Annotated in this window: 23 protein-coding genes; 21 read left to right on the forward strand and 2 right to left on the reverse strand. The window is 43.2% G+C overall.

Annotation, left to right across the window (positions count from 1 at the left end):
- The 13 genes from larB (at position 1) to AB5916_RS08640 (ending at position 14,836) form a co-directional block, all read left to right on the forward strand.
- Entirely contained in the window at positions 1–753 is a 753-nt protein-coding gene (gene larB / locus AB5916_RS08580) for a nickel pincer cofactor biosynthesis protein LarB (protein WP_158421986.1), read from the forward strand.
- Positions 754–849: 96 nt separating this feature from the next.
- Positions 850–1,626 (forward strand): ABC transporter permease, encoded by a 777-nt coding sequence (locus AB5916_RS08585; protein ID WP_368190329.1) that lies wholly within the window; start codon positions 850–852, stop codon positions 1,624–1,626.
- 20 nt (positions 1,627–1,646) lie between these two features.
- Positions 1,647–2,390: an ABC transporter ATP-binding protein gene (locus AB5916_RS08590; protein ID WP_158421967.1), complete on the forward strand. Its 744-nt coding sequence runs from the start codon at positions 1,647–1,649 to the stop codon at positions 2,388–2,390.
- A 39-nt stretch (positions 2,391–2,429) separates the two neighbouring features.
- Entirely contained in the window at positions 2,430–3,524 is a 1,095-nt protein-coding gene (locus AB5916_RS08595; RefSeq protein WP_368190331.1) for an acyltransferase family protein, read from the forward strand.
- Positions 3,521–4,618: a glycosyltransferase family 1 protein gene (locus AB5916_RS08600; RefSeq protein WP_368190333.1), complete on the forward strand. Its 1,098-nt coding sequence runs from the start codon at positions 3,521–3,523 to the stop codon at positions 4,616–4,618. The genes AB5916_RS08595 and AB5916_RS08600 overlap by 4 nt, the downstream gene beginning before the upstream one ends.
- A 46-nt stretch (positions 4,619–4,664) precedes the next feature.
- A complete protein-coding gene (locus AB5916_RS08605) occupies positions 4,665–5,657 on the forward strand; it encodes a stealth family protein (RefSeq protein ID WP_368190335.1) in 993 nt (330 codons plus the stop codon).
- 9 nt (positions 5,658–5,666) lie between these two features.
- Positions 5,667–6,947, forward strand: coding sequence for a CDP-glycerol glycerophosphotransferase family protein (locus AB5916_RS08610; RefSeq protein ID WP_173727709.1), 1,281 nt, complete (start codon positions 5,667–5,669; stop codon positions 6,945–6,947).
- Between the two features lie 20 nt (positions 6,948–6,967).
- Complete coding sequence (locus AB5916_RS08615) at positions 6,968–7,384, forward strand: adenylyltransferase/cytidyltransferase family protein (RefSeq protein WP_173727711.1); 417 nt, start codon at positions 6,968–6,970, stop codon at positions 7,382–7,384.
- A 54-nt stretch (positions 7,385–7,438) separates the two neighbouring features.
- A complete protein-coding gene (locus AB5916_RS08620) occupies positions 7,439–8,713 on the forward strand; it encodes a CDP-glycerol glycerophosphotransferase family protein (protein WP_368190336.1) in 1,275 nt (424 codons plus the stop codon).
- 9 nt (positions 8,714–8,722) lie between these two features.
- Positions 8,723–9,913, forward strand: coding sequence for a glycosyltransferase (locus tag AB5916_RS08625; protein ID WP_368190338.1), 1,191 nt, complete (start codon positions 8,723–8,725; stop codon positions 9,911–9,913).
- An 11-nt stretch (positions 9,914–9,924) separates the two neighbouring features.
- Positions 9,925–12,204 (forward strand): CDP-glycerol glycerophosphotransferase family protein, encoded by a 2,280-nt coding sequence (locus AB5916_RS08630; RefSeq protein ID WP_368190340.1) that lies wholly within the window; start codon positions 9,925–9,927, stop codon positions 12,202–12,204.
- Positions 12,201–13,874: a hypothetical protein gene (locus AB5916_RS08635; protein ID WP_368190341.1), complete on the forward strand. Its 1,674-nt coding sequence runs from the start codon at positions 12,201–12,203 to the stop codon at positions 13,872–13,874. Before AB5916_RS08630 ends, AB5916_RS08635 begins: the two co-directional genes overlap by 4 nt.
- Positions 13,871–14,836: an RluA family pseudouridine synthase gene (locus tag AB5916_RS08640; protein ID WP_368190342.1), complete on the forward strand. Its 966-nt coding sequence runs from the start codon at positions 13,871–13,873 to the stop codon at positions 14,834–14,836. Before AB5916_RS08635 ends, AB5916_RS08640 begins: the two co-directional genes overlap by 4 nt.
- On the opposite strand, the gene sigG is transcribed toward AB5916_RS08640, so the two are convergent.
- Positions 14,824–15,600, reverse strand: coding sequence for an RNA polymerase sporulation sigma factor SigG (sigG, locus tag AB5916_RS08645; protein ID WP_368190344.1), 777 nt, complete (start codon positions 15,598–15,600; stop codon positions 14,824–14,826). The genes AB5916_RS08640 and sigG overlap by 13 nt on opposite strands.
- 125 nt (positions 15,601–15,725) lie before the next feature.
- Positions 15,726–15,980, reverse strand: a complete 255-nt coding sequence (locus AB5916_RS08650; protein WP_368190346.1) for a PRC-barrel domain-containing protein — start codon at positions 15,978–15,980, stop codon at positions 15,726–15,728.
- A gap of 203 nt (positions 15,981–16,183) precedes the next feature.
- On the opposite strand from AB5916_RS08650, the gene nrdR reads away from it, so the two are divergent.
- From nrdR to AB5916_RS08690, 8 genes are all read left to right on the forward strand, one after another.
- On the forward strand, positions 16,184–16,633 hold the full coding sequence (gene nrdR, locus AB5916_RS08655) for a transcriptional regulator NrdR (protein ID WP_158421980.1): 450 nt from the start codon (positions 16,184–16,186) through the stop codon (positions 16,631–16,633).
- 152 nt (positions 16,634–16,785) lie between these two features.
- Positions 16,786–17,757: a DUF3878 family protein gene (locus AB5916_RS08660; RefSeq protein WP_368190348.1), complete on the forward strand. Its 972-nt coding sequence runs from the start codon at positions 16,786–16,788 to the stop codon at positions 17,755–17,757.
- A 90-nt stretch (positions 17,758–17,847) separates the two neighbouring features.
- Complete coding sequence (locus AB5916_RS08665) at positions 17,848–18,393, forward strand: hypothetical protein (RefSeq protein WP_368190349.1); 546 nt, start codon at positions 17,848–17,850, stop codon at positions 18,391–18,393.
- 240 nt (positions 18,394–18,633) lie between these two features.
- Positions 18,634–18,774: a hypothetical protein gene (locus tag AB5916_RS08670; protein WP_368190351.1), complete on the forward strand. Its 141-nt coding sequence runs from the start codon at positions 18,634–18,636 to the stop codon at positions 18,772–18,774.
- A gap of 282 nt (positions 18,775–19,056) precedes the next feature.
- Positions 19,057–19,674, forward strand: a complete 618-nt coding sequence (hisH, locus tag AB5916_RS08675) for an imidazole glycerol phosphate synthase subunit HisH (RefSeq protein WP_368190352.1) — start codon at positions 19,057–19,059, stop codon at positions 19,672–19,674.
- 3 nt (positions 19,675–19,677) lie between these two features.
- On the forward strand, positions 19,678–20,436 hold the full coding sequence (gene hisF / locus AB5916_RS08680) for an imidazole glycerol phosphate synthase subunit HisF (protein WP_158420231.1): 759 nt from the start codon (positions 19,678–19,680) through the stop codon (positions 20,434–20,436).
- Between the two features lie 116 nt (positions 20,437–20,552).
- On the forward strand, positions 20,553–21,239 hold the full coding sequence (gene ung, locus AB5916_RS08685) for a uracil-DNA glycosylase (RefSeq protein ID WP_158420232.1): 687 nt from the start codon (positions 20,553–20,555) through the stop codon (positions 21,237–21,239).
- Between the two features lie 21 nt (positions 21,240–21,260).
- Positions 21,261–22,883, forward strand: coding sequence for an oligosaccharide flippase family protein (locus tag AB5916_RS08690; protein ID WP_368190355.1), 1,623 nt, complete (start codon positions 21,261–21,263; stop codon positions 22,881–22,883).
- Positions 22,884–22,964: the final 81 nt, after the last annotated feature.

The following is a 22,964-nucleotide window of genomic DNA, read 5'->3' on the forward strand; positions in this document are numbered from 1 at the left end:
ATGACATTAACAGAAATACTGAAGCAGGTCCAGGAGGGTACGCTTTCTCTGGAAGATGCCCAGCGGATCTTAAAACAGGATGGATATAAGGAAATGGATTATGCAAAGTTGGACACAGGGCGGAAGGCCCGTACAGGCTTTGCAGAGGTGGTATATTGCAGTAACAAGGCAGATGAACATCTGCTGAACATATACGAAAGACTGTATCAGGAAGAAGGGCAGGTGCTTGGCACACGAGCCAGTGAGAAACAGTATCTGCTGGTAAGGGAAAGGCTTCCTCAGGTACAGTATGACCCGGTTTCCCGGATCCTGAAGATTGAAAAGCCGGATAAGCTTCACGAAGGCCGGGTAGCTGTGTGCACAGCAGGTACTGCTGATATTTCTGTGGCAGAAGAAGCTGCCCAGACCGCAGAGTTTTTCGGAACCTATGTGGATCGGATCTATGATGTAGGGGTCAGTGGGATGCACCGGCTTTTTTCAAAAATGGATATGATACAGAAGGCGAACTGTGTAGTAGCTGTGGCCGGGATGGAAGGGGCACTTGCAAGTGTGATGGGCGGTCTGGTATGCAGACCTGTGATCGCTGTGCCTACCTCTGTAGGATATGGAGCGAATTTCCATGGCCTGTCTGCACTTCTTACTATGATCAATTCCTGCGCTAACGGTATTGCTGTAGTGAATATTGATAATGGATACGGTGCAGGCTATCTGGCAACCCAGATGAACCGGCTTGCCCTGGGAAAGGACAGATAGCCGCTTTTTACAACCGTTGCAACCAGTCTGATAATATGCTACAATACTATGACGGTTCAGGAAACCAAAAAAGACATAAGATGGAGCAAAGTAAAAATGAAGAAATACATCGACAATCTTATACAGTACAAATTTCTGTTAAGTGAGCTTGTAAAAAAAGGAATCAAACTGAAATACCGGCGTTCGTATCTTGGTATTGTGTGGTCTCTTCTGGAGCCGCTGCTTACCATGATCGTTCTGACCATTGTATTTGGTACTCTGTATGGCAATACAGACAAAACCTTCCCTGTTTATATTCTGACAGGGCGTCTGATCTACAGCTATTATTCCACAGCTACCAAGTCAGCACTGAAGTCCATACGTGCCAATTCAGCCATGATCAAGAAGGTATATGTGCCTAAGTACCTGTACCCCTTATCAACAGTTATTTTTAACTATATTATATTCTTGATCTCTTTGATCGTACTGGCTGCAGTAAGCATTGTTCTTGGGATCAAGCCTACTATCTATCTGCTTCAGGCACCTATCGCACTGATTCTGGTTCTGATCCTTTCCTATGGATGCGGTATGATCCTTGCTACCATTGGCGTATTCTTCAGGGATATGGAGTATTTATGGTCTGTTGTGCTGATGATCATCATGTATACCTGTGCCATTTTCTATTATCCTGAGAAGCTTCTGAAGAGCGGATGGTTCTGGATCCTGAAATACAATCCTCTTTACGGGATCATCAAGATCTTCAGGGATTCTGTGTTTGGAAAGCCTATCAATATGCATTATCTGATGTATACAACAGCATTCAGTCTTTTATGCCTGGTGATCGGCCTTGTATGCTTCAAGAAAAAGCAGGACGATTTTATTCTTCATATTTAAGAGGTAAGGAGTAAGAGAAGATGAGTGATAAACCGGCGATCATTGTAGATCACGTAAGCATGAAATTTAACCTTAGCAAAGAAAAAGTAGACAGCCTGAAGGATTATGTAATAAAGATGATCAAAGGCCAGATCCAGTACAATGAATTCTGGGCTTTGAAGGATGTTACCTTTACTGTGAATAAAGGAGACCGGGTAGGGATCCTTGGATTGAACGGAGCAGGGAAAAGTACCCTTTTAAAGGTGATTTCAGGAGTGTTTAAGCCTACAGAAGGGACTGTGACAAAAAATGGGAAGATCGTTCCGCTTCTGGAACTGGGAGCAGGCTTTGATCCTCAGTATACAGGTCAGGAGAATATTTTCCTGTATGGTGCAATGCTGGGATATTCCAAAGCTTTTATCCAGGAAAAATATCAGGAGATCGTAGACTTCTCAGAGCTGAAAAACTTTATGGATGTACCTGTGAAGAATTATTCATCTGGTATGAAATCCAGGCTTGGTTTTGCTATTGCTACAGTGGTATCTCCTAAGATCCTGATCCTGGATGAGGTGCTTTCAGTAGGAGATGCCAAGTTCCGTAAGAAAAGCGAGAATAAGATATTAAGCATGTTTGATTCAGGAGTGACGGTGCTTTTTGTATCCCACTCCCTGGAGCAGGTAAAGCGCCTTTGCAATAAGGCCATTATCCTTGAAAAAGGAAAAGTAGTATCCTATGGAGATATTGATACGATTTCCGAACAGTATGAACAGATGATCGGAGGCTGATCTGAGGTCACTGTTTGATGGTCAAAGTATGGAGGGAATATGGGAGAAGGGTTAAAAAAAGAAGATTCTGCTGCATTAAAGGGGATTGCTATTTTGATGATGGTATTCCATCATTGCTACCGCACAGAGAAGAAGTTTGCAGGATATGAGATCCTTTTTACACCGTTTACAGCAGAGAATGTGATTCATCTGGCCCTTTATATGAAAATCTGCGTCTGTATTTTTGCTTTTGTATCAGGATACGGACTAATGTATGGATATTTAAGAAACCAGAATCCTGATAACCGGATTTCTGACAGTGCCTTTGTAAAAAGGCATCTGTTCAGTACCTGTTCAGGCTACTGGTTTCTTGTTGTTCCTGCCTATCTTGTGTACGGAGTCAGAAATGGCTTTTCCTATGGCAAATGGGGGACTACCCTTTGGGAGAAGACTGCGGGGATCCTGACAGATGCGCTTGGGCTTTCTGAGATTCTTGGTAGCAAAAGTGTAAATGGAGCCTGGTGGTATATGGGAGCAGCCATTACCTTTATCATTTTGGTGCCGGTTCTGGGACAAGTAATCCTGAAAATGGGCGGCCTGACCTGCATTGGTCTTGTTTTTCTTCTGCCAAGACTTCTTAATATTGGCTTTCAGGGAGGCAGATCTCCTTTGTCTTTTTTAATGGCACTGGTTGTGGGAATGGTATGCTGCAAGAAGGACGTGTTTGCCAGGTTTCATAGCTGGGTTCCTTTTGGCAGCAGGTATGCAGGCGGATTTTTGAAGTTTGTGCTGCTTGCAGCACTGGTTTTGTGGGGATATCAAAGCTATCGGCTTCTGCCCTTTTCCTATTGCTGGGAATACCAGTTTGCATTGATCCCATTTATCCTGATCCTTTTCCTTAAGGAATATGTGTTTCGGATCCCCGGTCTTAAAAGGCTGCTTGGCTTCCTTGGCAAGCATTCTTTAAATATCTGGCTTGTACATACCTTTGTGAGAGATTACCTGAAGTCCTATCTGTGGTCTTTAAAGTATTTTGCACTTGTGCCGCTGGCAATCCTATTGATCTCTCTTGTACTTAGTGTGGTGATCAATGCATTGAAGAAATATACCGGCTATGATGGCCTGATCAGGAAAATAAGCAGGAGTTTTGTATGAAAGTATTACAGATAGGCATGGGGAATAACCCAGGCGGAGTGGAAGCCTTTGTAATGAATTATTACCGGCAGCTTTCCTTAAAGGGGATCCGGTTTGACTTCGTTTCCATGTATGGAGAGATTGCCTTTCATCAGGAGATACTATCTTTGGGTGGACAGGTTTTTCTGGTGCCAAATATAAAAAAAGATTATTTCGGCTATGTAAAAGCCATGAAGGAAATCCTTGCAGAGGGCAGATATGACGTGGTGCATGTAAATATGCTTTCCGCGGCCAATATCCTTCCCCTTCGTCTGGCAAAAGAGGCAGGCGTGGGCAAGGTGATCGCACATTCCCATAATGCTTCTGCACCGGGGATGCTGCGCAGGATACTGGATCAGTGGAACAGACCTAAGATCAGCCGGTATGCGGATGTGCTGGCTGCTTGTGGTGAAAAGGCCGGAAGATGGCTGTTTGGAGATCAGGCTTATGAACAGGGACAAGTGGTTTTGCTTTCCAATGCGATTGACGTAGAACGTTTTCTGTTCTCTGAAGAGAAACGAAAAGCAGCCAGGGCAAAACTAGGACTTACAGATGGTTTTGTAATCGGCCATGTAGGGAGATTTCAGCTTCAGAAGAATCATGAAAGGATTCTTGAGATTTTCAGGCAGATTCAGGAAATGGAGCCAGATGTAAGGCTTTTACTGGTGGGAGAAGGAGAGCTTCTTCCAAAGATCCGTGAAAAGGCCAGAGAGTATCAGCTTGAGAAGCAGATTGTCTTTGCAGGCGTGCGGTCAGATGTGGAAGATTGTCTTTGTGCTATGGATGTGTTCCTTTTTCCATCTCTGTTTGAGGGGCTTCCCTTTACTCTTGTGGAAGCACAGGCCAATGGACTGCCCTGTGTGATTTCAGACAGGATTACAAGAGAGGTGGTTCTGGATGAAGAAAGGGTATGCTGTCTTAGCCTTGAGAACAGTGATACAGCCTGGGCAGCAAAAGTGCTGTCTTACAAGGGGTGTGGCAGGGAAGAACCACAAATAACAAAAAAAAGACTGGTGGCTGCTCATTTTGATATACATAATGAAGCAGACAGGCTTTTAGAACTGTATAACCGTTAAAAACAGGCCGTCTTTAATGATTTGTGAACAGGAAGTGAGAGTGCAGATGGATAAAATCGATTTTGTGATCCCATGGGTAGATGGCAATGATCCTGCCTGGATCGCACAGAGAAAGAAATATCAGCCGGATACCAGGGATGATGACGGAGAAAGCCGTTACAGAGACTGGGAGAATCTGCAGTACTGGTTCCGTGGCGTGGAAAAGTTTGCACCATGGGTAAATAAGGTTTACTTTCTTACCTGGGGGCATGTACCGGTCTGGCTGGATACTTCTAATCCTAAGGTGCAGATCGTCAGGCATGAAGATTATATTCCTAAAGATTATCTGCCTACCTTCAGCAGCCATCCGATTGAGATGAATATGCACAGGATCCAGGGATTAAGTGAACATTTTGTATATTTTAATGATGATATGTTTCTGATCCGTAAGGCAGCGCCTGAGGACTTTTTCAAAAATGGGCTGCCCAGGGACTGCTGTATTGAAACAGCACTGGCACAGGACAATATTGATGATCCCTTTGCCCATATTCTTATGAACAATACTGCTTTGATCAATATGCATTTCAACAAAAAAGAAGTGATCCGTAAAAACTGGAAAAAATGGTTCAGCCCTGCATATGGCAAAATGGTGCTTCGTAATGTACTGATGTATCCATATCAGGAGTTTTCCGGATTTAAGTATACCCACATGCCAAGCCCTTTTTTGAAAAGCTATTTTGAGAAGCTTTGGCAGGCAGAGGGAGACAGACTTGATAAGCTGTGCCATAATCGTTTTCGCACAGCTTTTGATGTGAACCAGTATGTGGTCAAGCACTGGCAGTGCATGGAAGGTATGTATGAGCCTCAGTCTCCGGAAATCGGCCGGTTCTGCGTGATGGGCAGAGATAACGAGATGCTTTTTGATACCATGGAGCACCAGTCAGCCAAAATGATCTGTATTAATGATGACGCAAGGCTGGAGGATTTTCCAGGAATGAAACAGAAGGTGATCCAGGCTTTTGACCGGATTCTGCCGGAGAAATCTTCATTTGAAAAATAAGGGGATAGAATGAATCTGAATGCCATAAAAAAGAAGATCAGGGATGAAGGCCTGATGAAAAGTGCAGGATATTATTCTAACCGGGTGATATCCAAGCTGTCTATGCATGTGGTGGGAAGACTTGCGGCCAGGCATGGACAGGCAAAAAAGAATAGGATCGTGTTTAAAAACAGGGAAATGCTGGATTTTACAGATAATCCAAGAGCATTGTTTGAATATTTGGAAGAAAAAGGGTATAATGAAAAATACCAGATTATATATATGGTTTCTGAAAAGAAGAATTTCAGGAGCCGGCATTATAAAAATGTAAAATTTGTTACAGCAGAAAGTCCGGGTGGATTTTCCAGCCCTGCAGCTTTTTATTATGGAGCAACTGCCGGTTATTTCTTTTATTCCCACAATTCCGCTGATCTGAACCGTTTCCACAGAAAAGGCCAGATCACAGTGAATCTGTGGCATGGCTGCGGATATAAAGGGGCGTCTCTGGATAATAAGAATATTCCACATAGTACTACCATGTCAGCCTTTGATTACTGTCTGGTTCCGGGACAGGTTTTTGCCAGGTCAAAGTCTGAGTGTTGGAACTGGCCAAAGGAAAAGATCCTGTGCATGGGATATCCAAGATATGACTGGATGCTGGATCCGGGAAATGACCGGAAGGAAATCCTGGAAAGACTGGGATTTCATGTGGAACCGGATACCAAGGTGGTGGTCTGGATGCCTACTTTCCGTAAAAGTGTGCTTACTGGTTATGGTGAGAATGAGATTTCTCTGCCTTACCAGCTTCCAGGAATAGAGGATCCTGCTCAGATGGCACAGCTGGATCGGCACTGTGGCAAAGAGAAGATTCTGCTGCTGATCAAGAAGCATCCTCTTCAGACGGGATGGGAGCAGGAGAATTGTTATAAGAATATTCGGTATGTAACAGATGAAATGTTTGCAACTGCAGATGTTGTGCTGTATCGTCTTCTTGGAGTATGTGATGGACTGATTTCAGATTATTCTTCAGTTGCAGTGGATTATATGCTGCTGGATCGTCCTATGGCATTTGTACTTACAGACCTGCCTGCTTATGGACAGCTGCGTGGTTTTGTATTTAAGGATCCACTTGCTTACATGCCAGGAGAAAAGGTGTATGATTTCGGGCAGCTTCTTACTTTCCTCACTCATGTAAGAGAAGGAAAGGATCTGTTCGCCAAGGAGCGGCAGCTGCTTCTTTTGGAGATGCATAATCCCTGTAAGGATTACAGGGGAAGGCTGCTGGACTTTTTAAATATCAGATGTATGTAAAATATAAGTTGGAGAGAAAAATGGGAAAATTAATCGGTTATACACAGGGCACCTATGATATGTTCCATATTGGGCACCTGAATCTGATCAAGAATGCTAAAAGACGGTGTGATTATCTGATCGTTGGGGTAAATACAGATGAATTGGTTGAAAGCTACAAGCATAAAAGACCTATCATCCCACTTGCTGAAAGGGCTGAGATCGTAAGGGCGATCCGGTATGTGGATGAAGTGCTGATCACAGATACCCTGGACAAAAAAGCAATATGGGATAAGATACGTTTTGATGAGATCTATATTGGTGATGACTGGAAGGGGAATGAACGTTGGGAGAAGACCGGTAAAGAGATGGAAGCCCTTGGGGCAAAGCTGGTATATCTGCCATATACGAAGGATACTTCCTCTACTATGCTTCGTGAAAAGCTGAAAGACTATTAAGTAAGAAACTAGGGAAGGAAAGGAGCCGTTCGTCGGCAAAACGGTTTTGATAAGATGAGTATTGTCACAAAGATAAAGAATGTAACAGGAAAATTTAATAAAATCCGGAAGGAACAGGGAACCAGGGCTGCTTTTGACGAAGTCTGGGCGCTGGGTACTTATGTGATCTATGACAGATGGAAGATCCGCCGTCTGAAGAAATTTCCGCCGGCACTTCATCCAAACCGGATGCTGTTTGAAACAAATGATGATTTTACAGACAATGGACGTGCTTTATTCGATTATCTGGTAGAGAATGGATACAATCAGAAATATGAGCTGGTATGGCTTGTCCATGATCCGAAGAAATATGAAAAGTACCAGGCTCCCAATGTAAAGTTTGTTCAAAGCTTTAAGAAAGGCTCTACGATCCGAAGGGCAATTGCCTATCGTTATGCCCTTACTTCAGGTTATATTTTTTATACCCAGGCATTTAACTGGATCGGTATGTCAAGAAAGAATCAGCTGTTTATCGATCTGTGGCATGGCTGCGGTTATAAGGCAAATAAGAATAATCGAAAAGTGTTTTTTGATTATTGTCTCGTTCCGGGAGACGTTTTTATTGAGACCAAGAAAGAGTTCTTTGCCTGCAGTTCCAAAAAGATCCTGCCCCTTGGGTATCCCCGGTATGATCTGATGCTGAAAGGAAGTGCTAGGGCAGACAGATTTAAAGAGAGACTTTTGAAGGACTCCGGAAGTGATAAACTGGTGCTGTGGATGCCTACCTATCGTCATGCCACCAGCGAGAGACTGAATGAAGAAACATTGAACAATGAATTTAATATTCCTATTATTGATGACAGAGAGAAGCTTCTGGATCTGAATAAGTTCTGTAAGGAGAACCATATCCTGGTGGTGATCAAGCGTCATTATCTTCAAATCCCTTATGATTTCGGGGAAAATGTGCTTACCAATATTGTATATCTGGAGAACAGTGACCTGGAAAAAGAAGGCCTTCAGCTTTATGAATTTATCCATTGTGCAGATGCATTGGTATCTGATTATTCATCGGTTGCCATTGATTATCTGCTCCTTGACCGGCCGCTTGGCTTTACACTGGATGATTATAAAGAATATACACAATCAAGAGGCTGGGTTTTTGAGGATCCTCTGGAGTATATGCCAGGAGAGCATATTTATGATGTAAAGCAGTTTGAGCAGTTCCTTCTGGATGTGAAGGATGGCAGAGATGAATATGCTGCAAAAAGAAAGGCAGTACGAGAGAAGACTCATAATATGTGTGATAATTACTGTCAGCGTGTACTGGATTATTTCCATATCACAAAATAGGAGGGGTAAATGAAGATCTGTATCTGGGTGACAAAAATTTTTGATCTGGGAGGCACCAAGCGTGTAGTTACGCTTCTTGCCAATGAGCTTGTAAAGGAACATGACGTGACGATTATGGTTTATCAGGACCGCTTCAGAGAAGACCGCACCATGTACCATATGAGCGAAGACATTAAAGTGGATTTTATTGACAATGATGCTTTTGTGGACAGACACTGGACCCCTGCATTTGGTGCCAGGTTTGTGATCAAGAAATTAAACGAGAATTACGGTATTTTTAATAAAAAATGCTTCAATCATATTCTGGGAGATGCACTTTTTCCCAAAAAAACAAGGGATAGATGGGTAGAATACTTAAACCAGCAGGATTATGACATCATTATCACCACTGCTGCATTAAGTCTCCGTTTGGGGATGATCGCGCCAAGGCTGAACGCAAAGACCATTGGCTGGCAGCACAATTGCTACAGCGGATATGTGGATGTACCGAAGGTTGTTTTCTGGAAACAGGAGTGCTTGCTTCAGGAATATCTGCCACAGCTTGACCGTTATATTGTGCTTAGCGACTATGATAAACGGGATTACCAGAAATTCCTTGGGATCGATACAGAAGTTAAGATCAATCCAAGAAGCTTTGTCAGCGAAAAGAAATGTAATCCGGATGCCAAGCGTTTTCTGATGGCTACCCGTTTTGTATATGCAAAAGGGCTTGATCTGATGATGCAGTCTTTTGAAGAATTCTGTAAGCAGGATGATGAATGGGAGCTGGATATTATCGGAGATGGGGAGCTGTGGGATGAGATCCTGGCAGAGGCCAGGAAACGCCATGTAGATAAAAGGGTTCATTTTATCGGCTATACCAATGAGCCGGAGAAATACTATCTGAATTCTTCTGTATTTCTGCTTCCATCCAGATGGGAAGGCTGGCCTATGGTGATCATGGAAGCCTTTGAATTTGGTCTTCCTGTGATCGCTTATCATATGGGGGCAATGGATCTGATCATTGATGACCAGAAGACAGGCTTTCTTCCGGAAGCCTTTGATACCCACAAGTTTACAGAGGCAATGCTGAAGCTGGCTCATGATGATGAACTGCGCCATCAGATGCATAGGAATGCTATTGAAAAATCCGCAGATTTTAATATTGATAAAGCTGTGGCAGCATGGAACGATCTGTTTAACCGGTTGATGAAAGAGTAGGAGCGTAGCAGATGAAGGGGTTTGGACAATTAAAGAAACTGTTAGGCTTTGGGAAAAACAGTGTTAAAGAAGCAAAGAAAGAGGATAAAACATCAGGGCTTGAGCAGGCGATCGAAGATGCAAGGGAAGAGGGCAGGCTGAACCTGAACGAGGAAATGCGTGCAGTTTATGTGGATTTTTGGCAAAACAGCCCGATCAAAGAAAAATGTATTTTATATGAGGCATTTGGGGGCAGGGGCATGACCTGCAGCCCTTATGCTTTGTTTCGGTATTTATTGACCCAGGCGGACTTATCAGAGTATGTCCATGTCTGGGTCATTGACGATTTTCAGGATAATCAGTACCAGATGGAGCTTTACAAAGAGTATGAAAATGTAAAATTCATTTCCCGCCAGTCTGTAGAATACAGAGAATATCTGGCAACTGCCAAATATCTGATCAATAATGTAAGCTTTCCTGGATTTTTTACAAAAAGAGAAGGACAGATCTACCTTGATACCTGGCATGGGATCCCGTTAAAGACTCTTGGCTTTGACATACCTGCAGGTAAGGTAAGCGCAGGGAATACAGCCAGGAATCTGCTGGCAGCGGATTATCTGATCTCACCCAATCCATTTATGACTCAGATCTATCAGCAGGCTTTCAAGATGGAAGGGCTTTATCAGGGAAAGATCCTGGAAGAGGGACAGCCCAGAAATGACCGCTTTTTCCATACAGACCGTAAGACCATTATGGACAAATTGTCAAAAAGCGGTGTAAAGATCGATCCATCCAAAAAGCTGATCTTGTATGCACCTACCTGGAAGGGGAGCAAATACAGCAGTCCGGATACCAGTCTGGATGCTTATTTTGAACTGATCCATACAGTAGAGGCAAATATTGATACCAGTAAATATCAGGTGCTAGTAAAGCCTCATCAGATCGTATATTACCATATTAAGAAAAACCAGGGGATCACCGGGCAGTTTATCCCGGCAACCATTGACACCAATGAACTGTTATCAGCAGTGGATATTCTGATCTCTGATTATTCCAGTATTTATTTTGATTTTCTTGTTTCCGGACGTCCTGTGCTTTTCTTTATCCCGGATCTGGATGAGTATTTGGGCTATCGGGGCCTTTATTTTGGGATTGACAAACTGCCGGGCCCGATTGCAAGGAATCACAGGCAGCTGGGGGAAATGATCCATGATGTGGACAAGGCGATGGAGCCTTATATGGATAAGTACCGAAGGGAAGCTGCATGGGCATGTCCAAGGGATGACGGGGATGTGTGCAGCCGTATTGTGGATGTGGTATTTCGGGGAAAAAGCTCTGCGCATGCCATTTCCTGCGGGAAAATTAATAAAAAACGGCTGTTGCTTTACCCGGGAGAGATGGAGGAAAATCATGATACATTTTCCTTTATGGAGCTATTGCAGCTTCTGGATTACAACAAATATGATGTAACCGTGCTTACCGGAGGTTCCGGAGATGAGCCGGAACAGCGGATCTGCAGTCTGGATCAAAGAGTCCGTGTGTTATATCGGGGACAACCGGAAAACGGAACCTGTGAAGAGAAAGGTCTTTATGCTTTTTCTAAAGGAAAGGATCCTTCTCTTGCTGCCTTTTATAAAAGGGAGGAAAAACGGCTTTTTGGAGATGCCAGGTTTGATTATGTGATCAATTTATCCAGTGAAAAAAATGTGATCACTGCAATGCTTCCGTTTGTAGAGCATGCAGTTTACGCAGAATATGGGACAAGCTTTGTGGACATTACCAGGATCAGCCAGGATCTTGGAAAACAACAGCAGATCCATTACCAGGGCCAGGACTTTTATATAGCAGAAAGACAAAAGACCGGGGAGGCAGGACCGGCTTTAAAATTGCTTCTGGTACCGGATCCTGGGAAAAAGAATTATGCTGCTATGGGGAGTCTGAAAAAAGAGCAGGATTTTCAGGGACTGATCCGTAATTTTAAAGCGTATGTCCATGAAAATGAAAATAGTCATCTTTATATCCTGGGTGATGGTAACGAAAGAAAGGATTTGGAAAAGCTGCTTCTGGAAGAGGGGCTTACCAAGTGTGTTACCATGACCGGCTATGTGGCGGAGCCATTTGGATTTCTGAAGTTGTGCACAGCTTTTGTGCATACACATACACAGGGGGCTGATTCACTTCCTGTCCTGGAGGCAAAGGCTTTAAAGCTTCCCATGCTGGATGGGAATTTCAGGGAAGAAGCTTATTCAGAGTTTGAGCCGCAGGCATATAATCAGAATGTTTACGCAGAGTTTGAGAGGGCGATCCTATGAGAGAGATGGATAGATATCTGAAAGAAAATATAGAGGATTATGAATCTGTAAAAAGGTCTGCCCTGAAATATATTAAGGAAAACGGGGAAGAACTGAAAAAACGTTATCCTTACAGCAAAGAACTGGAAAAGGATATACAGGAAAACCGAATTCTTTTTGTGTGGGACAGTAAGGCAAGCAGATCAGGAGAACTGCCTTATAAGATGTTTCAATATGTGGAGCGCACATACGGAAAGCAGTATGACTGCATTTGCTGTCAGAAAGGCTCCATGAAGCTTACTTCCGGGGGGAATAGTGTAAAACATGATTCTCCTGGATTCTGGGAAGCGGCAGCCAGTGCCGCATATATCGTAAGCAGCATTCCATTTCCTGTTGCTTTTGTAAAAAGAAAAGGACAGAAATATTTTTATACAGGCTCCCAGCTTTGGGAAAAGGATAACCGGATGGATGTGGAAGGGGTATCTATGCTTGCAAGGGAAATATTAAAAGCAGATTATATCCTTGCACAGGATGAAAAAACAGCTGTAAAAGGGCTGAAAGAGGATACCAGGCTTGCAGGTATTTATGAAGGAAAAGTTCTGGTCTGCCAGGATCCGGAACATGCAGTAGGAGAACTGACAGAGCTTTTGCTTGGAAAAGAAGATGGCTCACAGAAAGTGTCTGTGCTGTCTCTTCGTGAAAGAGCGAGAAAAAAGCTTCTGGTGCTTACCAGCTGGAAGGATAGCAGAGAACATAAATTTATAACCAGACAATTGCTTAATAGGCTTCAGGAAAAAGATATGGATACTGTGATCCTTTCTTCTTGGACAGCAGACGAAGAAGAATTCAGGGATTTTGTTTCCGGAGAAGATGCCCTTGTCCGGGTGATGTACAGAGGCCGTATGACCATGGACGAAGAGGATTTCCTTTTTTACCGATGTATGGAAAAGAATCCGGATGTGTACAAAAGCTGTGCTCCTGCGAAGGAACATATGGATCTGCTGATGGAACGGGAATGGCACAGGATCTGGGGAAGCCAGACCTTTGATACCTGCCTGGTACTGGGAAGTCAGGGATATCAGCAGTATTATATGGCAATGACCTGCCCTGCAAAAGAAAAGATCCTGGTGGATCTGGATTTTCTGCCTGTATTAAAAGAAAAGGATTCAGGCAAATGGATCAAAGGCCTGTCTTTATTTGACCAGATTTTTTATCCGGCTGTCATTCCAGGCACAGGCGGTTATGGAATGGAGAATCAGGGAAAGGTAAGGCCTCTTCCTGTAATGATCCAACAGCAGCAGACAAATGGAGAGCTGGTAGAACTGGATGGCAGGAAATATCTGGTATGTGACAGTGTGAAAGATAAGAATAACAGTATGGATGTTAAGCTTATGCTTTACCCGGAAGATGGAAGCATCTTGGTGAATGCAGATCTTGCTCCGGATGAAGCGGTAAAAGAGAAGCTTAACAAAGTAAAGGGCAGGATCTATCTTTTTGGTCCCTGTGCACAAAGCTATCGATTATTTTTGAAGGATGCAATTGTTCTGGATGAATATGTACGTAATATCCTGTATCTTCTGCCTGTAGCAGGATTTTATTGGAAGCAGTTCAAGGCATATGTGCCTGCAGCAGATACAAAGTCAGATCCGCTGGGGGAGATCTGCCGCCTGTTTGGGGTAGAAACCCTTTGAGCGGATGGTCTTATGTGCTTACGGAAGGGGATGCCGGGAAAAGTGCAGGTCAGCTTTTAAAAGAAGCAGGCTTTACAAAGAAGCAGATCAGCAGACAGAAGTTCCTGCCATCCGGGATCTGCCTGGATGGAGAAAAGTGCCGTGTTACGGATTCGGGTAAGCCGGGGCAGCTTCTGGAGGTAAATTTCAGGGAAGCACACAGTCCGGAACAGGCTTCAGCAGGAGAAGAAGCTGCAAGAGAAATTGTTGCAGCAGAACCCTTTGAGAAAGAACGGAATAAGGAATTTATGGATTTTCCGGATTTGGAGATCCTTTATGAGGATGAATATCTGCTGGCAGTGAACAAACCGTCAGGGCTTGCCTGCCACAAGGGCAGGGGACATTATACGGATCATCTGGGAAATCAGGTGGTTCGGTATTTTCTTCAAAAAGGAAGAAATATTACTGTGCGTCAGATCGGCAGACTGGATCTGGATACTTCCGGGATCGTTCTTTTTGCCCTTGATCCTGTAACTGCCCAGAGACTTTGGAAGCAAAGGCAGGAAGGGCAGCTGGTAAAGACTTATTATGCTCTTGTGCACGGCAGGATGGAACAGGAATCAGGACAGATTACTTTGCCTTTAGGAAAGAAACCAGGCTGCAAAAATCAGATGTGTGTACTTCCAAAAGGGGAAGGGCTGTCAGCAGAAACCTTATATTCCCTGCTCTGGGAGAAAAAGCTTTCAGAAGAATATATCTCTTGTGTAAGCTGTCATCTGAAAACAGGACGCACCCACCAGATCCGTGTGCATTTTTCTGCAACAGCACATCCGCTGCTTGGCGATAAAGTTTATGGTAAAGAAGATGGGGCCAAGCGGCTGATGCTTCATGCAGGAGAGCTATGCTTCATACACCCCTATACAAGACAGATCGTAAAACTGCAGGCCCGGATACCCTGGAAATGCATATTTTATCTTAAATAATTTCTCATCATTTTTAAGGCACTTTTTTCCAGGCGGCTGACCTGCGCCTGGGAAATGCCCACTTCTTCAGCTACCTCCATCTGGGTTTTTCCTTCAAAAAAACGAAGGTTGATAATATGCCGTTCTCTAGTTCCCAGATGATCCATGGCTTCCTGAAGAGCCAGATTTTCTACCCAGTGCTCTTCTTTATTCTTTTTATCACTGATCTGATCCATAACGTAAAGAGTATCTCCGCCTTCCGTATAAACAGGCTCAAACAGGCTTACCGGATTCTGGATGGCATCCAGCGCATAGACAATGGTTTCTTTATCTATTCCGATCTCTTTGGCGATTTCTGTAATGGTAGGCTCCTTCAAATTCTGTTTCACATAATTTTCTTTGGCATAGATAGCCTTGTAGGCAATATCACGAAGGGAACGGCTGACCCGGATGCTGTTGTTATCACGAAGATATCTGCGGATTTCCCCTACGATCATAGGCACTGCATAAGTGGAGAATTTTACCTGCAGGGAGGTGTCAAAGTTGTCAATGGCTTTGATCAGACCAATGCAGCCAATCTGAAAAAGGTCATCAGGATTTTCGTTGCTGTTCTGGAATCTGCGGATCACACTGAGTACAAGGCGCAGGTTGCCTTTGATGTAACGATCTCTGGCAGCAGCATCCCCATCCTTGATCCGATGAAAAAGCTCTTCTTTTTCTTCTGACGTAAGTACCGGAAGCTTCGCTGTATTGACCCCGCAAATTTCTACTTTGTTAAGTGCCATTTATGCATCCTCCTTATTGTCTTTGGTTACTACAGATGATTCCACCAAGGAGGATAAATATACTTTTTCCGGAAAAATATAAAAAATATAAGACCTTGACAAAAGAGGGCAAGGCAGAGTAAGAATTACTGTTTACGCAGGCATTTGTCCTCCTGTATTTCCACCAGGATAATGTCTTCGCCAATCTGGCGGATACATTCCCAGGGGATCACATATTCGCTTTCATGACCAAAAAAACTACAGAATCTGCAGGGACCAGGCACTACAAGTGCAGTCAGCCGGCTGCAGCAGCAGTCAAATTCCACATCTGTGGCACAGCCCAGGCTTTTACAGGTACAGGTGTTGATGATCTCCTTTTGCTTTAATTCACAGATACGCATATAAAATCACTTTTTCTTACAATATATGCATAAATGAAAGGGTTATGAACCTAATCATCAGGTACGGATATATATTGACAGAATTCTTGAAAATAAAGTATAATTCAGGAAAGAACAGAAAAAAGTGTTATTGTTTAATATGTACGTAATATATGTAAATAACGAAAGAAAATTACATATCAGAGGAGAGAGGGGGAGCACCTGTGAGATGTCCATATTGTAATCAGGATAATACCAGAGTAGTTGATTCCAGACCTGTAGAGGATATTAATGGCATTCGCCGCCGCCGTCTTTGTGATTCCTGCGGCAGAAGATTCACCACCTATGAAAAGGTGGAGAATATACCACTGACTGTGATCAAGAAGGATCAGAACAGGGAGCAGTACAGCAGAGCCAAGATCCAGGGAGGGGTATTACGTGCCTGTTATAAGCGGCCCATCCCTATTGGCAAGATAGAAGCTATGATGGATTCCATTGAGGCTGCTATTTTTAATACAGAGGATAAGGAGATTTCCAGTACCAGGATCGGTGAGATCGTTATGGAGCATTTGAAGGATCTGGATGCAGTAGCATACGTGCGTTTTGCTTCTGTATACAGGGAATTTAAGGATGTAAGTACCTTCCTGGATGAACTTAAGAAGTTTATGAATTAATGTAGCTGTTTAGCAGGCAGTATGTGAGGAGAGCCTGAACAGTTATGGACTCAAGGCGGTCGGCATAATTGAATGCTGGCCGCTTTTATGACGGGGCATTCTTGTGTAAATCTACAGGAATTTCCTCATGAAAAAAGGGGAAGGCGATATTTATGAAGGATACAATTGAATTGCTTCAGGATCTGTTGGAACAGCATCAATTCGAACTTCTGATTCCGGAAAATGAAAATACAGATCGGCTTCGGCTGGTTTACCTGATGAATGATGCAGTAGAAAGCTTTCTTGTTTTTGTGAATGCAGGAATTACAGGCTTATATCAGAAAGACTATGAAGGAGAACTGGATTATTCTCTGAGCAGGGAAGGCCAGGGATATGTATTGTCAGTATGGCAGGGAAAGAACGTAGTTACCCTGTTTTTCCGTAAGCTGGAACTGGAAGTACATTTGTATGATTACGGAGAGATTGGGCATTTCTGGGTGAAGGGATATGAATATCTCAGGCAGCTGGAGTACAGGATTGCCATTATCAGGGATAAGCTGGAGTATCTGGGAGAAGAATTTTGCACAGAGGAAGAAATCTGTCTGGCACATCTGGCCAACTTCCCTCCTTTGAATTATTGCTGCTATCCAGCTGTACCGGAGCAATACATTGTTCCGGGAGAAAATCCCTGGATGCCATCAGAGGCTGCATTTAAAGTGATGGATAACCTGTCAAAGGAAACACAGGATGCCTCCCTGCTCAGGCTTCTCAAGTTGTATAAACGCTTGCCTTATCCTTTTATGGCCAGGATGGTAGCTGGGGCGCTTCATAAAAGAAAGCATCAGGCAGTGGTACGGCTTCTTACAGAGAAAATAAAGCATGCGGCCGGTACTTATCCTGACCGCTCTTTTGGGGTAGAGGCAGATAATAAACTAAAAGAATTGCTGGAAAAAGCTGAACAAATAAAAAGGAATATGAGCATCAGGGATCAGGATATCCAGGTGGATATATTGCGGGAAGAGCCATTTACTACTGCCCAGGATGATGTGGATTTCCATGTTTACCTGATGATCTGGGACACGAAAGGGATCAATTGCAGGGTTAAAATACTCAGGATACCAGGAGCAAAGGAATTTGTATTGTAAACAATGTAACTATTCAGAAGATAACTGTGAAGGTACGAAACAGCTGCTAAACAATTACATATTCACATGGAGAAGGAAGAGGATAAGTATATGGACAAATATGCACGATCCCTTGCAGGACAGGGGCAGAAAATCTCGCCGGAGGATAGCGATTACAAAGAGAAACTGATTCATGTTGTACAGTCCTTCAGAACTTTTGATGTGGCTTTGGATGATTTTATTTTACATCATGGTTATACAGGGGGACTTTCGGATATAGATGGGAAAATCAGATTTATAAAAAGAAAATTTAAGCTGGGTTCCAAAGATCTGACTTCTCTTACAAGTGGATATTGGATGTTACGTTATAACAAGATCCCCAAAAAAGGCAAAGTGAAAGTTCAGATTCAGACAATGAAGAATTATAAGATTGATTCTATCACTGTTACTTATAGAAAAGGTGATAAATATACATCTAAAAAGATTAAGAATGGGGCAAAAGTTTCTCTGAAAAATGCCATGTCATTGAATGTAGATTATCATACTACCGTGAAACCAAAGTATTATCGGAAACCAAGCTCTGATTATGTGGGATATTTCTTTGGCGGATATGTTGAGAGTCCGCTTTATGAGAGCTTTTCATTAGTTATGATGTAAATATAACCGTTTGACTGTAGTGATACAGGGTATCGTTCGATCATTTGATTTGATGATTGGGCGATGCCCTTTTTTATTGAGCCGGAGACATATGGACGAATACTACGGAATGTGTATAGATACTGGAATATGAATCCACAGGTGATGTTGCAATCAAAAATCCAAATGTGAAAAAGGGTGATATATACTGAGGATGTTCAACAAAGGAGGGATGAAGTTTATCGGCTGATTATTGAAACAATGGAAGAGTTTGGGGACATTTGGACAGTGGAACAGGTGAAGGACGTGTATAGCAAAAAGACCCTGGAAGAAGCTATTGCAGATCGGCAGTCTTCCCATGCAAAGTTTGCAGACATTATCAGAACTGTTATTAACCGATAATCTTACAGTAAGATATGGAATCATTTGAAATTACTACATATATATAGTTTTTTATTTGTTGCAGATACCTTTCGCCAAGAATTCACCGAAATTAATTGCACAGCTGGTACAATATCTAAGTATTTGCATTGCGTGGATAATATCGACAAAGTGTTTTTCATGTGTTATGATATTTAACGAATAAATGGTTCTTATAGCTGTGAAGATACGGAACAGTTAATTTTTTGATAATAACCGACGGTGGCTTGTAACAGAATTGACTGAAATCGAGGAGAAAATATTATGATTGGTATTATTGATTATGACGCTGGCAACATACGCAGCGTAGAAAAAGCACTGCATTATCTGGGACAGGAAACGGTGGTATCCAGAGATCCGGATACATTATTGAATGCTGATAAAGTGATACTGCCAGGAGTGGGCAGCTTTGGAGATGCAATGGAGAATCTTAACCGTTATGAACTAGTTCCTGTGATCCGACAGATTGTACAGGAGAAGACCCCTTTCCTTGGAATCTGTCTTGGACTGCAGCTTCTATTTGAAAGCAGTGAGGAGACACCGGGGGTGCCAGGTCTTGGGATCCTGAAAGGGAAGATTCTACATATCCCACCATGTCCGGGACTGAAGATCCCGCACATGGGATGGAATTCCCTTCATCTTCAGCATGAAGGACGGCTTTTTAAAGGAATCCCGGAGGATACATACGTATACTTTGTTCATTCCTATTATCTGCAGGCTGATGAGCCGGAGATTGTAAAGGCTGTAACGGATTACAGTACCTGTATCCATGCTTCTGTAGAGAAGGATAATGTATTTGCATGCCAGTTCCATCCGGAGAAAAGCAGCCGCTTTGGACTGGAGATCCTTAAGAATTTTGCACAGATTGGAAGGGAGGACTGACGTATGTTTACAAAAAGAATTATTCCCTGTCTGGATGTAAATAAAGGCCGTGTTGTAAAAGGAGTAAATTTTGTAGATCTTCGGGATGCAGGAGATCCGGTGGAGATTGCAAAAGCCTATGATGCGGCAGGAGCAGATGAATTGGTATTTCTTGATATTACAGCCTCCTGTGAGGATCGTGATACAGTGGTAGACATGGTACGTCAGGTAGCAGCAAGCGTATTTATTCCTTTTACTGTAGGAGGCGGTATTCGTACAGTTGAGGATTTTCGGAAGCTTCTTCGGGAAGGCGCAGATAAGATTTCAGTTAATTCCGCTGCCATTGACCGTCCGGAACTGATCCGGGAAGCAGCACAGAAGTTTGGCAGCCAGTGTGTAGTGCTTGCCATAGATGCAAAGCGCCGTCCGGATGGAGGATGGAATATTTATAAGCATGGCGGCAGGCTGGATACAGGGATCGATGCTGTATGGTGGGCGAAAAAAGCTCAGGAACTGGGAGCAGGGGAGATTCTTCTTACCAGCATGGATTGTGATGGTACAAAGGCAGGATACGATATAGAGCTTACAAAAGCTATATCACAGGCCGTATCTATCCCTGTGATTGCATCAGGTGGTGCAGGTACACTGGAGCATTTTTATGATGCTTTAACTGAAGGCGGTGCAGACGCAGCACTTGCTGCTTCGCTGTTCCATTATAAAGAACTGGAGATCCGTCAGGTAAAGGATTATCTGGCAGATCGTGGGATTTCCGTGAGACGGTAAACAGACAGAAGGAAAAAAGACGAATTAAATAAACAGTTAAATAAACGAATTAAATAAACATGAACAAACTTATAGAAAAAGATTTTTGTGAAAAACTATGAGAGAGAGGTAGGAAAATGGGGGCAATTTCAGGCGCATGGCTGGAAGCACTGAAAGATGAATTTCATCAGCCGTATTATGCTAAACTGTATAAGACTGTAATGAATGAATATCAGACAAGAAAAATATTTCCACCGCCGCAGGATATGTTTAATGCTTTTGACTTTACACCACTGGATCAGGTAAAGGTGGTGATCCTGGGACAGGATCCATATCATAATGATGGTCAGGCCAATGGCCTTTGTTTTTCTGTGCGTAAGGACGTAGATATCCCTCCGTCTCTGGTCAACATTTATAAAGAACTGCACAACGACTGCGGATGCTATATTCCGGATAATGGATGTTTGGAAAAATGGGCCAGACAAGGGGTGTTGCTTTTGAACACAGTACTTACAGTACGCGCTCATCAGGCTAATTCCCACAGAGGGATCGGATGGGAGCAATTTACGGATGCGGTGATCCGTACACTGAATGAGCAGGACAGACCCATTGTGTACCTGTTATGGGGCAGACCTGCACAGACCAAGCAGTCTATGCTTGACAATCCAAAGCAGCTGGTTTTGACTGCTCCCCATCCCAGTCCTCTGTCTGCATCCAGAGGCTTTTTCGGGTGCGGCCATTTCAGCAAGACAAATGAATTTCTTGAGAAAAACGGACTTCCCCCCATTGACTGGCAGATCGAGAACGTTTCTGCCGGGGAATAAATTTAAAGGAATATAGATACTATGAGTAAAAAGAACGATAATACACTTGTAAAAAATGCATCTTTTCTTATGGTGGCAGCGCTGATCTCCAAGATTATTGGAATGCTGTATAAAAGCCCTTTGTCCAGTACTCTGGGAAGCAACAGCTATGCAATGTTTTCCTATGCACAGAATATTTATTTTATTCTGCTGATGATTGCATCTTTTAGCATTCCGCAGGCTGTATCAAAGATCATGGCTGAAAAGATCGCATTTAAACGATACAGGGATGCACAGAAGGTATTTAAATGTGCTTTGATCTATGTATCTTTGGCCGGCGGAGCGGTTGCACTATTATGTTACTTTGGGGCACCTATACTGGTGCCGGATTCCATGTCCGGTGCAAGACTTCCTCTTCGCATGCTGGCGCCGACTATTTTCCTGTCCGGGATCCTTGGAGTATTCAGAGGATATTTCCAGGCCTACCGAAATATGATGCCTACCTCCCTTTCACAGATCATTGAACAGATTTTTGTGGCTGTGATGGCGCTTGCGATGTCAAGAGTTATGATCAGCCATTTCAGCGGACAAAGTGAGGCGGTTGTTCAGTCCTGGGGAGCTGCAGGCGCTACAATGGGTACAGGTGCAGGTGTGCTTTCTGCACTGATTTTTATGCTTCTTGTTTATCAGCTTAATCGGAGAACCATCAACAAAAGGATCCAGAAGGATCATGTTTCTGAAAGCAGCAGCACAGGGGATGTGATGCGGAATATTATCCTTGTGGTAATGCCTATTGTGCTCAGTGCGTTTATTTACAATGTAAACGGAACCATTAACAGTTATATGTATTCTGGTATTGAAGGACTGAAGGGATTGGACGACCATACTATTCAGACTATGTATGCAGAGTACAGCTTTTACATGACTTTGATCAATATTCCTCTTACTCTGGCAAGTACAGCACCGACTTCCATGATCCCTGAGGTATCCGCTCATTATGCAATGCGTGATATGAATGGAGCAAGAGAGAAGATTGATAAGGCCACCTGGCTGAGTATGTTTATTTCTATTCCCTGTTCTGTTGGGCTGGCAGTGCTTGCAGGGCCTATCACAAGACTTTTGTTCCCAAGAACCAATGGTGTGGCTGGGGAGTTGATGATCCTTGGCGTGATCACAATCATCCTGAATGGCAATTCCAATATTTCCAATGGCGTGCTTCAGGGAATCGGAAAGCCGAATATTCCTATGTTCCATGCAGCCATTGCTCTTGTGGCAGATGTGATCGTGATGGCTGTGCTGATGTTTGTTACAAATCTTGGTGTATATACCATTGTGATCGCAATGATCGTGTATGCCATTGTAATGTGTATTTTAAATGAACGGGCGATGAAGCAGTACATGGGTTATAAGAATCCATGGAGAAAAGCCTATCTGTATCCGCTGCTGGCAAGCGTACCTATGGCAGTCACAGCCGGTGGGGTTTACTATCTGGTATATGCAGTAGTTCATTCTAATGTGATCAGTCTTGGGCTGGGCGTGCTTGCAGGTATGGCAGTGTATTTTGTATTCTATCTGAAAGTAAGTCATCCTTCTGATGCAGAGTTTGCCATGATGCCGGGAGGACGTTATCTGAAAAAGATGGCTGTGAAATTCAGACTGGTATAAAAGAAACAAGATAAAGAAAGACAGGCAATAAAGAATAGCAGAAAAAACCAGGAATCACCTGCAGGGCGATTCCTGGTTTTT

This window comes from Blautia sp. 1033sp1_1033st1_G9_1033SCRN_220408 (assembly GCF_040929965.1).
Classification (GTDB): Bacteria; Bacillota; Clostridia; order Lachnospirales; family Lachnospiraceae; genus Blautia_A; species Blautia_A ammoniilytica.